Origin of the sequence: Pseudomonas coleopterorum, from assembly GCF_900105555.1 — a bacterium.
Classification (GTDB): Bacteria; Pseudomonadota; Gammaproteobacteria; order Pseudomonadales; family Pseudomonadaceae; genus Aquipseudomonas; species Aquipseudomonas coleopterorum.
The window spans coordinates 164,825-179,325 of sequence record NZ_FNTZ01000001.1 but is presented as its reverse complement, the minus strand read 5'-3'; the positions used below and the strand labels follow the sequence as shown (position 1 = coordinate 179,325).

The 14,501-nt window shown below is 56.4% G+C and carries 14 protein-coding genes; 2 read left to right on the top strand and 12 right to left on the bottom strand.

The window, feature by feature from the left end:
• Window positions 1–10 precede the first annotated feature (10 nt).
• Genes arsC through BLV18_RS00760 form a run of 5 tightly spaced genes read right to left on the bottom strand, consistent with a single transcriptional unit; the run spans window position 11 to window position 3,366 of the window.
• Complete coding sequence (arsC, locus tag BLV18_RS00780; RefSeq protein WP_090355500.1) at window positions 11–433, bottom strand: arsenate reductase (glutaredoxin); 423 nt, start codon at window positions 431–433, stop codon at window positions 11–13.
• A gap of 20 nt (window positions 434–453) precedes the next feature.
• Window positions 454–1,167 (bottom strand): arsenical resistance protein ArsH, encoded by a 714-nt coding sequence (gene arsH, locus BLV18_RS00775; RefSeq protein WP_090355498.1) that lies wholly within the window; start codon window positions 1,165–1,167, stop codon window positions 454–456.
• A gap of 47 nt (window positions 1,168–1,214) precedes the next feature.
• Complete coding sequence (locus tag BLV18_RS00770; RefSeq protein ID WP_090355496.1) at window positions 1,215–1,685, bottom strand: arsenate reductase ArsC; 471 nt, start codon at window positions 1,683–1,685, stop codon at window positions 1,215–1,217.
• Window positions 1,686–1,701: 16 nt separating this feature from the next.
• A complete protein-coding gene (locus BLV18_RS00765) occupies window positions 1,702–2,985 on the bottom strand; it encodes an arsenic transporter (RefSeq protein ID WP_090355493.1) in 1,284 nt (427 codons plus the stop codon).
• A 24-nt stretch (window positions 2,986–3,009) separates the two neighbouring features.
• Window positions 3,010–3,366, bottom strand: coding sequence for a metalloregulator ArsR/SmtB family transcription factor (locus tag BLV18_RS00760; protein WP_090355491.1), 357 nt, complete (start codon window positions 3,364–3,366; stop codon window positions 3,010–3,012).
• Window positions 3,367–4,039: 673 nt separating this feature from the next.
• On the opposite strand from BLV18_RS00760, the gene efeU reads away from it, so the two are divergent.
• A complete protein-coding gene (efeU, locus tag BLV18_RS00755) occupies window positions 4,040–4,879 on the top strand; it encodes an iron uptake transporter permease EfeU (RefSeq protein WP_090355488.1) in 840 nt (279 codons plus the stop codon).
• A gap of 13 nt (window positions 4,880–4,892) precedes the next feature.
• Here efeU and BLV18_RS00750 read toward each other — a convergent pair whose 3' ends face one another.
• From BLV18_RS00750 to BLV18_RS00720, 7 genes are all read right to left on the bottom strand, one after another.
• On the bottom strand, window positions 4,893–5,336 hold the full coding sequence (locus BLV18_RS00750) for a MerR family transcriptional regulator (RefSeq protein WP_090355486.1): 444 nt from the start codon (window positions 5,334–5,336) through the stop codon (window positions 4,893–4,895).
• Window positions 5,337–5,833: 497 nt separating this feature from the next.
• Window positions 5,834–6,172 (bottom strand): copper-binding protein, encoded by a 339-nt coding sequence (locus BLV18_RS00745; protein WP_090355484.1) that lies wholly within the window; start codon window positions 6,170–6,172, stop codon window positions 5,834–5,836.
• Window positions 6,169–9,327 carry an efflux RND transporter permease subunit gene (locus BLV18_RS00740; protein ID WP_090355481.1) on the bottom strand — a complete coding sequence of 1,053 codons (3,159 nt, stop codon included), beginning with the start codon at window positions 9,325–9,327 and terminating at the stop codon, window positions 6,169–6,171. The genes BLV18_RS00745 and BLV18_RS00740 overlap by 4 nt, the downstream gene beginning before the upstream one ends.
• On the bottom strand, window positions 9,324–10,802 hold the full coding sequence (locus tag BLV18_RS00735; RefSeq protein WP_090355478.1) for an efflux RND transporter periplasmic adaptor subunit: 1,479 nt from the start codon (window positions 10,800–10,802) through the stop codon (window positions 9,324–9,326). The genes BLV18_RS00740 and BLV18_RS00735 overlap by 4 nt, the downstream gene beginning before the upstream one ends.
• Window positions 10,799–12,055 carry a TolC family protein gene (locus BLV18_RS00730; RefSeq protein WP_090355474.1) on the bottom strand — a complete coding sequence of 419 codons (1,257 nt, stop codon included), beginning with the start codon at window positions 12,053–12,055 and terminating at the stop codon, window positions 10,799–10,801. Before BLV18_RS00730 ends, BLV18_RS00735 begins: the two co-directional genes overlap by 4 nt.
• Window positions 12,056–12,153: 98 nt before the next feature.
• Window positions 12,154–12,495 (bottom strand): hypothetical protein, encoded by a 342-nt coding sequence (locus BLV18_RS00725; protein WP_090355469.1) that lies wholly within the window; start codon window positions 12,493–12,495, stop codon window positions 12,154–12,156.
• 143 nt (window positions 12,496–12,638) lie between these two features.
• Window positions 12,639–13,565 (bottom strand): MFS transporter, encoded by a 927-nt coding sequence (locus BLV18_RS00720; RefSeq protein WP_244156793.1) that lies wholly within the window; start codon window positions 13,563–13,565, stop codon window positions 12,639–12,641.
• 403 nt (window positions 13,566–13,968) lie between these two features.
• On the opposite strand from BLV18_RS00720, the gene BLV18_RS00715 reads away from it, so the two are divergent.
• Window positions 13,969–14,466 carry a MarR family winged helix-turn-helix transcriptional regulator gene (locus BLV18_RS00715; protein ID WP_090355465.1) on the top strand — a complete coding sequence of 166 codons (498 nt, stop codon included), beginning with the start codon at window positions 13,969–13,971 and terminating at the stop codon, window positions 14,464–14,466.
• Window positions 14,467–14,501 lie beyond the last annotated feature (35 nt).

Genomic DNA, 14,501 nt, shown 5'->3' with positions numbered 1-14,501 from the left:
TCGTATCGGTTCAAACCTTGTGGCCATTCTCATCAATGACGACTTGCCCGTCTTCTTTGACAAAACTGCCGCGCTGCGCTTGAGGGAGAATGTCGAGAACGGCCTCTGACGGACGACATAAGCGTGTGCCCAACGGCGTCACGACGATGGGCCGATTCATCAGGATGGGGTGAGCCATCATGGCATCGATTAGATATTCGTCAGTCAGGGATGCATCGCTCAGCCTCAACTCTTCGTAGGGAGTGCCCTTGATGCGCAGAAGGGCTCGCACCTCAATGCCCATATCTTTGATCAGCCCGATCAGCGTGGTGCGGTCAGGTGGGGTCTGCAGATACTCGATGACTGTCGGTTCCTCCCCGCTGTTGCGGATCAACTCTAAGGTGTTACGAGAGGTGCCACAGTTGGGGTTGTGGTAGATCGTGATCTGGCTCATGCAGGTTTCTCACACTGGTGTTAGATGGAGCGCTGGTTGACGCGCTTGGACAGCTCCTCGGCGGACTCTTTACGTTCAGAGTAGCGATCAACAAGGTAGTCCTGGCGATCGCGCAGCAGCAGCGTGAACTTCATCAGCTCTTCCATAACGTCCACCAGACGGTCGTAGTAGGAGGAAGGCTTCATCCGACCTGCCTCATCGAATTCGGTAAACGCCTTGGCCACGGAAGATTGGTTTGGGATGGCGAACATCCGCATCCACCGACCCAGTACGCGTAGCTGGTTGACGACATTGAAAGATTGCGACCCTCCGCAGACCTGCATCACCGCAAGGGTCTTTCCTTGCGTAGGGCGTACAGCGCCTATCGCAAGCGGAACCCAATCGATCTGGGCTTTGAATACCGCGCTCATAGAGCCGTGTCGTTCAGGGGAACACCACACCTGCCCCTCAGACCATTGCATCAGTTCGCGTAGCTCCGCGACCTTGGGATGCGTATCGGGAGCATCGTCCGGCAGCGGCAAACCCGAGGGGTCGAAGATTTTGGTTTCGGCGCCAAACTCCTCCAGCAGGCGTGCGGCTTCCTGAGTCACCAGCCGGCTGAAGGAGCGCTCTCGCGTTGAGCCGTACAGAAGAAGAATTCGTGGCTTATGGAGCGAGGGTTTACGCGGCTCCAGTTGTTCCAGCGAAGGGATGTCGATTAGTTCGGCCTGCACGTTCGGCAATGTGTCTTGCATATAGACTCCTACAGCAGCGCGAAATGGAAAGCCGCCTCGGTTGATCTTTAAAGCGAACCGATGCGGTTCAGTTCGGCTTTCAGTTGGTCAGGGCTTATCGTCTTGAGCGGCAGCTCAAGAAAGGCCGTAACCCGCTCACGAATTTTGGCAAGGGTGGTTTCAAATGCGGTGCTGATGTCGCCTTCCGATCCAGTAGCTTCGGACGGGTCGGCTAAGCCCCAATGCGCTTTCAAGGCCGGGCCGAAGAAGATGGGGCATGCCTCACCCGCAGCCCGATCACAGACGGTGATAACAATATCTGGAGGCGAGCCTTCAAACTCATCCGAAGCCTTGCTGCTCAAGCCTGCAGTAGGGATCCCCGCTGCCTCAAGCGTCTGCAAGGCCCGCTGATTCACTCGACCGCTGGGAAAGCTTCCTGAGCTGACCGCTTGTATGCCTTCGGGCGCCAAGTGATTGAACAGCGCCTCGGACAGGATGCTGCGGCAACTGTTATGGGTGCACATGAACAAGACTTTCATCAGAAGACTCCTTGATTCAAAAACTGAGGCGCAGTGCCAAGGCAGATAGGGTGGCGACGAGGATGGGCAGGGTCAGCACGATTCCGGTTTTGAAGTAGTAACCCCAGCTGATCTTGATGTCTTTCTTAGCCAGCACGTGCAGCCATAACAGCGTGGCCAGGCTGCCGATTGGAGTGATTTTCGGGCCTAGGTCGCAGCCAATAATGTTGGCGTACACCATGGCTTGCTGGACGACACCATCGACTTCGGCGTCATGAATCGACAAAGCCCCGACCAGGACGGTCGGCATGTTGTTCATGATGGAAGACAAAAGCGCCGTGAGAAGGCCGGTTCCAAGCGAAGCGCTCCAGATACCATATCCCGCGAAGACGTTGAGGATCTGTGCGATGTGATCTGTTAGCCCAGCATTCTTGAGTCCGTAGACAACTAGGTACATGCCCAATGAAAAGACCACCACTTGCCACGGCGCACCTTTGAGTACCTTCCCGGTGTCGATGGCGTGACCACGGGCAGCGACTACGTAGAGGATGAGTGCACAGACTGCAGCTATGACGCTGATCGGAACACCTAGGGGTTCGATCACGAAGAAACCTACCAGCAACATCACCAGGACTAGCCAGCCCGCGATAAATGTTGGCCGGTCGCGAATTGCTTCAGAAGGTTGATGCAGTTGCGCAAGATCGTAGGTCGCAGGTAACTCTCTGCGAAAGAACCACAGCAGCATCGCCAGTGTCGCCAAGACGCTCACAACGTTCACCGGCACCATCACAGAGGCATATTCGGCGAATCCAATGTTGAAGTAATCGGCAGAGACGATGTTGACCAGATTGGAGACCACAAACGGCAAGCTCGCCGTATCGGCAATAAATCCCGCCGCCATCACGAATGCCAAAGTGGCTGCAGGAGAAAACCGGAGGGCCAACAACATAGCGATCACGATGGGCGTCAGAATCAGCGCCGCGCCGTCATTGGCAAAGAGCGCCGATACGGCGGCGCCCAGCAATATGATGAACGCGAAAAGCTTTCTGGTGCTCCCTTTCCCCCACCGAGCGACATGAAGCGCAGCCCACTCGAAAAAACCTGCCTCATCCAACAGCAAGCTGATAATGATCACCGCGATGAAGGTCGCAGTGGCATTCCAGACAATGTGCCAGACCTCTGGGATGTCCCCAAGGCTGACGACGCCAGTCAGCAGCGCCAAAACAGCGCCAAGGGTCGCGCTCCAGCCGACTCCCAAACCTCTAGGTTGCCAGATGACCAACACGATAGTTGCAATGAAAATCAGTATGGCAATCAGCATTTCAGAGACTCTGTAGGCGCAGCATCAGTTACAAATGGCCTGATTGGTAGGTCGGCCATTCATGTCGCACAGACGTTTGGCTTCGGCTTCCAACCATCGCTGGTTTGCGTCCACGACATCCTTCAGGATCGCTGTCACCCACTCGGGCAGCCCAGGATGCAAGCGGTAGTACACCCACTGGCCTTGACGACGATCCATTAGCAAACCTGCTGAGCGAAGCAGCGCCAGATGGCGAGAGATCTTGGGTTGGCTCTGGTCGAGCGCAGCAGTGAGCTCGCAAACGCACAGCTCGCCTTCACTTACGATGAGGAGCGTGATCTTGGTTCGAGTGTCATCGGCCAAACACTTGAACAACGAGGTGGGGGTCATAGGCTCTTTCATTGATCCTCCGGGAGGTGTGGTCTTGATCTGTACGAAGAGCTTGATGGATTACTTCGGAGTCCAGACGCCTCCACCACGACGTTCTTCAAAGCTGCGACCGCTGGAGGCAAGACCTGGCGGTTGAGAGCCGGCTGAACGCTGCAGCGCATGGGTCACCACGGCTCAGCGACGATTCTGCTAGCTGCGAGCGCAATGAGTTAGCTACGCAGACAGCAAGTACGTTGATTCACAATGACATTGGGGTATCGCTCATGAGTCGAACTTCAAATATACGCATTTCCGCATATTCAGTAAAGCAGATACACGGGCGACAAAGCCTGCTGCTTGATGGCCGGCCCTGCGCGCGCTCAGATACCCTGGATCAAGCTCTCGCACCGCTTTTGCCCTTGACCCTATAGCGGCTATAGGGTGTCCACTAAGGTTTTCCAAGCGAGCTAATCGTCCATGTGCGACAGACCAGCCAGACTGGCACGTGCAGTGCCAGTTGCAATGACGCCAATCCGAATGTTGCCGACGACAGGTTACGGAGCAGTACAAAGGAACTGCCCTTAAGAAGGATTGCCGACATGGCCGGGAATCTCTGCTCATATTAAAGAGCTGACACATGCTGCATGTTCCAACCGATAAATCATGAGTTAGCCTGTAACGGCTTTTAAAACAAGGCGTGGATAATATGCTCGTAGCTTTTTTAATAGTTTTACGCGAAGGTATAGAAGCAGCTCTTGTGGTAGGCATTATAGCCAGCTACCTGAAGCAAACGGGACGACAACAATGGTTGCCAGCCATCTGGGTAGGGATTTTTCTTGCGCTGGCAATGGTCTTACTAATTGGTGGTGCGCTGGAGTATGCCACAGCAGAATTTCCGCAAAAGCAAGTTGAGTTGTTTGAAGCCGTGGTGGGCATAGTGGCAGTCTGCATATTAAGCTCAATGGTGCTTTGGATGAAAAAAGTATCAAAGTCAATTGGAGGCCACTTACGATCCGCCGTCGATAACGCCCTCGACAACAAGCGTAACCATGCACTCGCATTGATTTTCATGGTGTTTCTTGCCGTAGCTCGGGAAGGGCTCGAAACCCTATTTTTTCTTCTGGCGCTGATTCAGCAAAGCGATAGCTTCAGTGCGCCTGCTGGCGCACTGCTTGGAATTGCAGCTTCATTCGTAATCGGCATTTGCCTATACCGGGGCAGCCTACGTCTCAACTTGAGTCGATTTTTCCAGGCTACGTCGATCCTTATCATCTTCGTTTCAGCAGGCATCTTGGCCAATGCTTTCAAGGCCCTGCATGAAGCGGGCCTGTGGAACGCTGGTCAACAAATTGTGTTTGACTGGAGTGAAACGTTGCCTGCGGATGGCCCCATTGGCGCGGTTCTGGCGGGCGTACTAGGGTACCAAGATACTCCCACGATCAGCTCGCTTATCGCGTGGGGCGTCTACCTGATAGCAGCATTACTTCTTTACTTCCAGCCATATAGGGGCATTACGAAGCTTCCGCAAAACAGCCAAGCATCATGATCCCTCTCACCTGCTAGTCGTCCGCATTCAGGACAGGAGCACTTTTGCTTCTGTTCTCGCTGGACACTTTACGTCCCAGCTGACTGATAATCTTACAAGCCGCTCCTTCGCTACCACTGGGGCAGCTTAATCCCAAATCAGCCAGCTGCACTTTGAGCTTTGAAAGTGCCTGAATCTTATCGTCAATCGCTCTGACTTGGCTAATCACCAGTTCAGTAACTTCAACGCAGTCTTCCGAAGGTCTGTCTTTGTGCGCCAGGATGATACGTATATCGCTGAGCGACATATCAAATGCCCGACAATTTCGGATCACCGCCAAGCGCTCAGCATCGGAGTTTGAATAAACTCTGGAACCGCTTGTGGAGCGTTCAGGGACGGGCAAGAGTCCTATGCTTTCATAGTATCGAATGGTAACCACTGGACAATTTACCATTTTTGAAAGTTGCCCTATTTTCATTTTTAACCTCGCAGGTCAACTAACTTAACCGCTTACGCTATGGCGACTCAAAGTCGCGGTCGTGGCCTGGATTGTTATACGCAACCCCAAAGGCATGAACCCACGCGCTCACCGCGTGGAGCCGCAAGCAGTCTGTTCAAGCCGTCCTGACCTCGACCCTATCGGGACACCACGCCAACCGCATGGCGACAGCTTATCAGCGCATGCCTCGAAGCGTTCGGCAAAACCTCTTCGCATGGACGCGAAGGAGCATCCTCGTACTGTTCATCATTGCGTAAACACGCAATATACGGGCACAACACTGTTTGGCCTTTTCCTATCCGTCACCGAGACGCTTGCTAGGACTATCGATTTTTCTGAAACCCCGCATGGCTAGCCTCCATGCGGGGTGATTCGATTCACCGCCCTAGCGCTTTGCTAGTTCGTGACGTTCATCCCCGAAGGCCTTGGGATTGCTGCCATAAGGTAATTGGCAGCAACCGAAGGCAGGGGCTACTTCATTTTTTTATTGAAATGATGGTGGCTTTGCCCCCAGGTTGCGCGAAGGAGAAGGCCACCTTGTCTCCCACTTGAAGCCCCTTCATCTGATCGTCCGAAGCCGAAAATGCCATCGTCATCGGCGGCCACTGCACTTCAGGAACGGCGCCGTGTGCGATGGTCACGGAGTGCTTTTCACGGTCAATGGCCTTAATCGCTCCCTCGGCGTTTGCAACTTGAGCGGAGTTTGCAGGTGAGGCATTCGTTCCGTCCATTTTCATGCCCGCCATATCGTCGGCCCAGACAGAAACGGATAGCGCGAGCATGGCAGCTGCGAGTGCAGATTGAGATCTTTTCATAGGGTTTCTCCATGTGGGTTTTTGCAGTGGTCAGATGTGTACTTTCGGCGCATCAGGCGATAGGCAGCAGGCAGCACGAACAGCGAGAGCAGTGGCGCGGTGACCATGCCGCCTACCATCGGGGCTGCAATACGGCTCATGACTTCGCCACCGGTGCCACCTCCCATCAGAATCGGGAGCAACCCCGCAAGGATGACTGCGACAGTCATTGCCTTGGGTCGCACGCGCTGGACGGCACCATGCCGAATCGCTTCCCCCAACCCCATCTCCGAGCAGTCACCCGCATCCTGGCGTTCTGTCCAGGCATTCTTAAGATAGAGCAGCATAATGACGCCGAACTCGGCGGAAACCCCCGCCAGTGCGATGAAACCGACGCCCGTCGCAACCGACAGGTTGAAACCGAGGACGTACAGAAGCCAAGCTCCACCGGTGAGTGCGAACGGGAGTGTGGCCATGATCAGGAACGCCTCATCGACTCGGGAGAAGGTTAGGTACAGCAGCACGAAAATGATCAGCAGTGTGGCCGGCACGACTAGTTTCAATCGAGCATTGGCCCGTTCAAGGAATTCAAACTGACCCGAGTAGCTCAGGCTCATACCGGGCTGCAACTTGACCTGCTGGCTTATGGCCTGATGCAGATCGCCCACCACTGAGGCTAGATCTCTGCCGCGCACATCGATGTACACCCACCCTGAGGGTCGTGCGTTTTCGCTTTTGAGCATTGGAGGGCCGTCGGTAATTTTGATCTTCGCCACTGTCCCCAGCGTAATCTGAGTGCCTAGCGGGGTGTAGATCGGTAGTTGTTCCAGGGCGCTGACAGAGTCTCGCCATTCGCGCGGGTAACGTACATTGATCGGGAAGCGTGCCAGCCCTTCAATCGTTTCTCCGATGTTTTCACCGCCGATCGCGCCCGCCACCAAGGATTGCACGTCGGTGATATTCAGTCCGTACCGAGCAGCCGCGCTACGATCGATATCAACGTCAATGTAACGCCCGCCAGTCAAGCGTTCTGCAAGGGCGGAGCTGACGCCTGCTACCGTCTTGGCCACCCGTTCTACGGCTTGAGTGGCGGTATCGATCTCGGCCAAGTTGGAACCCGCCACCTTGATTCCAATTGGGCTCTTGATCCCGGTGGCTAGCATATCGATCCGGTTGCGGATGGGCGGTATCCAGATGTTGGTCAGCCCCGGAACTCTCACCACCTGATCCAGTTCTGCCACCAACTTCTCCTGGGTCATGCCCGCACGCCATTGCTCATGCGGCTTGAACTGGATGGTCGTTTCGAACATCTCCAGCGGCGCGGGATCCGTGGCTGTTTCGGCGCGACCGGCTTTGCCAAACACGTGCTCGACTTCGGGGATGGTTTTGATCAGTCGGTCGGTCTGTTGCAGCAGCAGAGCCGCTTTCTGAACAGACAAGCCTGGAAGTGCAGACGGCATGTAGAGCAGGTCGCCTTCGTCCAGCGGTGGCAGAAACTCGCCGCCCAGTCGGGAAAGCGGCCAAAGCGCACTGACAAACACGAGCGCTGCGATCAGCAATGTCGTTTTGGGCCGACGCAGGACAGCGTCCAACGCAGGCTGATAAACACGGACGAGGAAGCGGTTCAGTGGATTTTGTTGCTCTTCAGGAAGCCGACCGCGAATCCAGTAGCCCATCAATACCGGGACGAGTGTGACTGATAAACCCGCCGCTGCCGCCATGGCATAGGTCTTGGTGAAGGCCAGCGGCCCGAACAGGCGGCCTTCCTGAGCTTCCAGCGTGAACACAGGAATGAACGACAGGGTGATAATCAACAGGCAGAAAAACAGGGCTGGGCCGACTTCCGTTGCTGCGTCGATCATCACCTGCCAGCGGCGCTCTCCTTGCAAAACCTCACCGGGATGGGTGACATGCCACGCTTCAACTTTCTTGTGGGCGTTTTCGATCATGACCACGGCGGCATCGACCATCGCGCCAATGGCGATGGCGATGCCGCCCAACGACATGATGTTGGCGTTGATGCCCTGATGACGCATGACAATAAAAGCGATCAGCACCCCGACAGGCAGCGAAATGATCGCCACCAGCGCCGAGCGCAAGTGCCACAGAAATATTCCGCACACCAGGGCAACGACGATAAATTCCTCTATCAACTTGTGACTGAGGTTATCTACTGCACGATCGATCAGCTTGCTGCGATCATAGGTAGTAACGATTTCTACCCCTGCCGGTAAGCTGGGCTTGAGTTCCTCCAGCTTCGCCTTGACCGCTGCGATGGTTTCGCGAGCGTTCTTGCCGCTGCGCAGTACTACAACACCGCCTACGGTCTCACCTTCTCCGTCGAGTTCGGTAATGCCACGGCGCATCTCCGGGCCCAGTTGGATCGTGGCGACGTCACCCAGCGTGATCGGCACACCGCCAGCTCCCAATTTCAAAGGGATTGCGCGGAAGTCATTAAGCGTCTTCAGATAGCCGGAAGCTCTCACCATGAACTCCGTTTCCGCCATTTCCAGCACCGCCCCCCCGGTCTCCTGGTTGGCTTTGCCGATAGCGGCAGTGACCTCTGCTTGAGTGACCCGCAGGTTGACGAGCTTCAGGGGATCTAGCACCACCTGATACTGCTTGACCATGCCGCCAATAGTGGCCACTTCTGCAATATTGGGAATAGTCTTGAGTTCGAACTTGAGAAACCAGTCCTGCAAAGCCCTTAACTGCGCAAGGTCGTGCACGCCAGTGCGATCCACCAATGCATATTGGTAAATCCAGCCGACCCCTGTCGCATCGGGCCCCAACGCCGGCTTTGCGTTCGCGGGCAAGCGGCTTTGTACCTGACTTAAATATTCCAATACCCGCGACCGAGCCCAGTACTGATCCGTGCCATCCTCGAACAACACATAGACGAAGCTGTCACCGAAAAAAGAGTAACCGCGCACTGTCTTCGCGCCGGGCACGGAAAGCATGGTGGTCGCTAAAGGGTAGGTCACCTGGTTTTCGACTATTTGCGGCGCCTGACCCGCGTAAGGGGTGCGGATGATCACTTGGACATCGGACAGATCGGGCAGCGCGTCGATGGGGGTACCCTGCAATGACCAGATGCCCCACGCGGTGACGAACATCGTCGCCAGAAGCACCAGCAGACGGTTTACAACCGACCACCTGATAAGGGCAGCAATCATGGCTGACTCCCCATCTTGTTCAGTCGCTCGACCACTAACCCATCATCGGTCTGGCTAACGGCTATCCGAACCTTGTCGCCCGCCTTCAGGCCTCTCACCAGAAGTGGGTTGGCGACCGGAAACGTCATCGTCATGCCTGGCATGCCGAGGGTGTTGAAGGGCCCATGAGCGAGCGTGACTGTGGTGTCGTCTATATCGACGATCTGCCCATCTGCCTCATGTAAACGAGGCGACGCCCCAAGGGCTGAGTCATCGTGAGCCGATGCGATGATGCCCTTCAGGCTGGCCTCCGAGTCCAGCAGAAACTGGCCCGATGCGACGACCTTCTGTCCTTCTTCCAGACCTTTGACAATTGCAGTTTTGCCATCGGTCTCCTGTCCTAGCTGTACCTCCACCGGACGGTAGTGACCCGAATCCTCGGCACGCATGACTAGCGCTCGCCGTCCGGTTCGAATGACAGCCTCGCTGGGCACCCATAGTACGCTGTGCTCGCTCGTGCTGCGCAGACGTACCTGTGCCGTAAGACCTGGTCTGAGTTGTCCGTCGGGATTGGGAAGCTCGACCCTCACTTGAATCGTGCGGCTGTCAGGGTTTGTCTCGGGCAGAATAGCGCTGACCTTACCTGCCAAGGTTTTGCCTGGAAAAGCCGGGAACTGAGCCTCGACGATTTGCCCTGTCTGGAGCGATCCGGCTTGAGATTCTGGAACGGCGACGGCCAGCCAGACGCTGCTCAAACCATTGATACGGGCCAGCGTTGCACCGGCAGTTAAGGTCATGCCCGTGCGAAGGTTCAGCTCCTGAAGGGCGCCCCCAATGGGGCTGCTGATCGTCACGTAGGGCTGAACCTTACCCCTGCGCTCCACTTGAGCAATCAGGCCCGGTGGCATGCCCGTCAGCCGCAGCCGCTGCCGCGCTGCTGCGAGAAGCGTTGCGTCACCTCGGGCCTTGAGCGCCAGGAACTCTGTTTGAGCAGCTACCCAGTCCGGTACAAGAACTTCGGCCAGTGGCGCGTTGGCTGGAAGGACATCACCCGGCGCGAGCCCATATACGCGCTCGACAAACCCATTGGTACGCGCTTGAACCACCGCGACGTCCCGCTCGTTGAAGTTCACGACGCCCGTGACGTCGAGCGTCACGTCCAGCGCACCCCGATTGACGGTGGCAAGTCGAAGACCAAGATTTTGCGTCACGCCAGGATCGATATTGAGGGCCGCTGGATCATCGGCGCCGCTGGCATACTGAGGAACCAGCTGCATATCCATAAAGGGCGACTTCCCCGGCTTGTCGAACTTCTGCTGCGGGTACATGGGGTCGTACCAATACAGCGCCTGACGCTCCTGCGAACCACGGCTATCAGGTACAACGGTTGCCGGAGAAGCATTGACGTGAGGCCGTTCTGCGAACCAGTATCCGCCCGCCGCACCTAAGCCCATGAAAACCGCCGCAATACAAATCGAACTCCACTGTCGGCTCATGGACGTGCCTCTCCATACGCGAAATACAGACGGGCACTCGTCAGCGCCCGTTGCTCCTCCACGTCCACCTGCTTGAGCCGCGCTTCAATGACTTCACGACGGGCCGTGACGACAGCGCTTAAATCGGTTTTGCCTGCTCGATAACTGGCCAGACTGAGTTCAACTTTCTGCTGGGCTAGGGGCACCAAGCTTTCCCGACCGCGTTGCACGGCGCGATTCAGCCGGGCGTCGTCGGCCAAATCGCGCTCCAGTTGCTCTACGTGCTCTCGGGCCAGGGCGTCGCGTTGTGCCTCAACTTGGCTGAGTTCTGCCTGTCTAGCAGCGATCTTCGGATTCTGCCGGGTGTCGGTGAACAGGGGCAGATCCCATGAAAACTGCACGCTGACCATGTCCCCGAATTCACGATTCCGGTGCTGATAATCCAGCTCCCAGCTCCAGTCAGGGCGTTTCTCCGAGACGGCTTCTTGCACCTTTGCCTGTGCCTCTCGGGTCATTGGAACAAAGGCTGCCAGTTCAGGATGGTGTTGCAGCTTGTGCGAGTAGCCAGACGTGTCGGTGGGCCACTCCGGCAGGCTGCCTACCGGTTCGTCATTGCCTGCCGGGCCTATCCACCGTTTGAGGGCCGCCCGCGCCCGAGTCCGCTGAACATCCAGATCATCTTGTCGCTCTGCGAGCAGTGCTGCCTCCTGCATGGGCGAGACTGCTTCGGCGGGTTGTGCTCGACCACCGGCTATCTGCGCCTTAACAGTTTCGGCGAACAGTCCGTTTTCCCGGTAGAACTCCTGAAACAGCGCGTTCTTGCGTTCGACCGAATAGCTGCTTATCCAGGCCAGCGCCGTCGACAGGCGAACGTTGAGACGTTCAACCTGGCGCTCGGCTGCGGCGCGCTCGATGGCCGCATCGGCCACCTCAATGCGCGCTCGGCGCTTGTCGCTGTTGGGCATCTCCTGTCTGATTCCGACCATCTGCATAGTCATGAAATCATCATTGACGCTCCAGCGATCCGGGCCTCCGATTGGGTAGTTTTGCAGGCCTGCTATCAGTTTGGGATCGGGTAATTCGCCGGCGGGTATGGCTGCGCTGCTGGCGGCCCGGATGTTGGCATCTTGTGCGGCGAGCGAGGGCGCGTGCGTATCTGCCAGGCGTAACGCTTCATCAAGCGTCAGGGTGCCAGCAAAGCCGTGCGCTGCCATTACGCTTGCCATCAAACCGACCACGGCGGGCCAGCCAATGCGATAGCACTTGGCATTCATCAGTTTTATTCCTGTGATCATCCACCGCATGCGAAATATAACCGCGCACGGCCTGTCCATTTCGCGAGGGCAAAAAGGGCCTTAATGTCAAAAAGGAATTAAGCGCGTGGCGGTCGCCACACACCGGATGAAGTGCCTACAGGCGCGGAGTCGCTAACAAAAAACCCCATAACGGCATTAAGGGGAGACGCAGGCGGCCTGAAGGCCAGCACTTCGACGATGCTGCCATTCTTGCACTCTTGACCTGATTTACAGGGTTTGCTGTGATCAGCAGAGCTTTTCATGTCGTTACAACAGTCCATCCCCATGTCGGCCATCATCACCATGCCCGTGGTCTTCATAGGGCAAGGTTCTGTGGGTGCCTGAACACCCGCCATCCCGGTTAAAGGAAGCGTGAGGCTGATCAGAAAAATGAGGCACAACCGCAGATAACGTTTCATACCACTGCACTGTAGGGGATGAGCACCACAAGGACAATAAGGGCAGCCTGGCCAGCCCAAACCGATCGCTTAGAGGCAATCACAGCAAGTGCGGATTAAGCCAATGTTACGCCCCAGGAAGCAAGCGTGAGCATGCTTCGCCCTCATGCAGTCGGATGGCTACTTGCTGGTAGGCGAAAACTGATTACCACGCAAATCATCAGCAAGCAGCAAAGCACACTTAACATTGGTGCTGGGCCAAATGTATCCAGCACCAAGGCGGCCAGGATAGGGCCGCAAGCCTGAGCAATCAAAATTGGGCGGGCCAGCAATCCCATTCGTGACCCGTACCCCTGAGCACCAAACAATGCCAGAGGCAGTGTTCCGCGAGCAATTGTGAGAATGCCGTTACCTGCTCCATAGAGGACAATTGCGACGAATGAGAGCCACGGTTTTCCCGCGATCAGTAAGCCAACCCCGAACAGGCAAAGGAGCACGCCCACACGTGCCGACCATGTCGGATGCAGGTTTCTGCCGACTGAAAACTCTGCGATCCGCGCCGCGACTTGGGCCGGGCCGATCACCATGCCAATTGCCAAGGCAACGGCGGTCGCAATCCCTAACTGCTTGAGAGCGTCCAGAAGATGTACAGAGACGCTCGATACGACCAGCGCTAAGACAGTCAGCATCATCCCGATGAGCAGAAACAATCCGCTAGCCTGCCTTGGGGTACGCGTCGTGTGGCCATTTCCGGTTATCACAGGCCTAACGGGTTGCTTTGCGCTACTGGGGATCATCAGGGCATGAACAGGTAACCCGATAAGCAAATGGACGGCGGCCATGCAAAGGCAGGTTCCCCGCCAGCCAAGCCACTCCTCCATGGCGGCCATTGCGGGCCAGCCCAGCGTACTGGCGAATCCACCCAGCAGCGTTAAGCCTGTGATCGATGTTCGGGCCCCTTCGCCGAGAAGCCGCCCCAGGGTTGAAAAGGCCGCATCGTAAAGCCCTGCCGCCATAGCGATGCCAATCAAACTCCATGCGAAATAATACGTCGGTAGGTTTTCAGCCACCCCCATCGTGGCAAGGCCCATGGCAAGAAGAAATTAGCTGAGCGCCATCGCCACTCGGCCCCCGTGTCGGTCGATGTGCCGCCCTACGGTGGGGGACGTTGCTCCCGCGAGCAACATCCCCCACGACAGACCTCCAACGACACTGGTGATCGACCAGCCCGTCTCCCTCGCAATCGGAGCGGCGAGAACTGCAGGCAGATAGTAGGTAGAGCCCCACGCAAGAATCTGATTGATACCCATTGCCCAAACGAGCTTGGTTCGGTTGACCGCAGGGTGTAACACCTCGGGAAGACTCACTGGCTGAACTCGTTCTGGTTGGCTAGCCGTACTGGAGTGATGGGGCTGTTGTCCGCCAACATAGCTTCGTTGACGGTGCACCACTCACGCGATTATTGTTGCAGCTAACAACAAATGTGTGACGATTATGCCTAAGCGGAAAAAAGATCAGTTGTCGCAAGATGCCGAGGATCTGTACGAGGCGTTAAACCAGCTTGTCCGCGTTTACCAGTTTCGAGACCGAGACCGAATCTGCTGTTACGACGTTTCGGTCACACAATGTTACGCGGTCGAAACGCTGGTCAAGAAAGGGCCCCTGCGCCTCCACGTCTTGGCTGAAGAGATGTTTTTGGACAAGAGCACGGCGAGCCGGGTAATCGATGCGCTCGAACGCAAAGGGTACGTCTCACGCGTTGAGGATGGTGAAGACCGCCGCGCTGTGAAGCTTCAGGCCACGGGCGCTGGCAGGGAGCTCTACGAGAAAATTAGGAACGGCCTGGTCGCTGAAGAGAAAGCAATGATTGAGAACCTTTCAGCCGAAGCCAGGCAGGGAGCGCTGACCGTGGTCAGACAACTCACCCGAGCTACCGAAAAACGGTGTGGCGTCTCAAGTGGGACTTGCTCAGACCCCAAGCAACCGAGTTAGAGCTGTTTTTTTGCCTTAAATGTTGCTACTACCAA

Coding starts and splice junctions, on each gene's coding strand:
- arsC (WP_090355500.1), bottom strand. CDS start 433: ATGAGCCAGATCACGATCTACCACAACCCCAACTGTGGCACCTCTCGT.
- arsH (WP_090355498.1), bottom strand. CDS start 1,167: ATGCAAGACACATTGCCGAACGTGCAGGCCGAACTAATCGACATCCCT.
- BLV18_RS00770 (WP_090355496.1), bottom strand. CDS start 1,685: ATGAAAGTCTTGTTCATGTGCACCCATAACAGTTGCCGCAGCATCCTG.
- BLV18_RS00765 (WP_090355493.1), bottom strand. CDS start 2,985: ATGCTGATTGCCATACTGATTTTCATTGCAACTATCGTGTTGGTCATC.
- BLV18_RS00760 (WP_090355491.1), bottom strand. CDS start 3,366: ATGAAAGAGCCTATGACCCCCACCTCGTTGTTCAAGTGTTTGGCCGAT.
- efeU (WP_090355488.1), top strand. CDS start 4,040: ATGCTCGTAGCTTTTTTAATAGTTTTACGCGAAGGTATAGAAGCAGCT.
- BLV18_RS00750 (WP_090355486.1), bottom strand. CDS start 5,336: ATGAAAATAGGGCAACTTTCAAAAATGGTAAATTGTCCAGTGGTTACC.
- BLV18_RS00745 (WP_090355484.1), bottom strand. CDS start 6,172: ATGAAAAGATCTCAATCTGCACTCGCAGCTGCCATGCTCGCGCTATCC.
- BLV18_RS00740 (WP_090355481.1), bottom strand. CDS start 9,327: ATGATTGCTGCCCTTATCAGGTGGTCGGTTGTAAACCGTCTGCTGGTG.
- BLV18_RS00735 (WP_090355478.1), bottom strand. CDS start 10,802: ATGAGCCGACAGTGGAGTTCGATTTGTATTGCGGCGGTTTTCATGGGC.
- BLV18_RS00730 (WP_090355474.1), bottom strand. CDS start 12,055: ATGAATGCCAAGTGCTATCGCATTGGCTGGCCCGCCGTGGTCGGTTTG.
- BLV18_RS00725 (WP_090355469.1), bottom strand. CDS start 12,495: ATGAAACGTTATCTGCGGTTGTGCCTCATTTTTCTGATCAGCCTCACG.
- BLV18_RS00720 (WP_244156793.1), bottom strand. CDS start 13,565: ATGGGCCTTGCCACGATGGGGGTGGCTGAAAACCTACCGACGTATTAT.
- BLV18_RS00715 (WP_090355465.1), top strand. CDS start 13,969: ATGCCTAAGCGGAAAAAAGATCAGTTGTCGCAAGATGCCGAGGATCTG.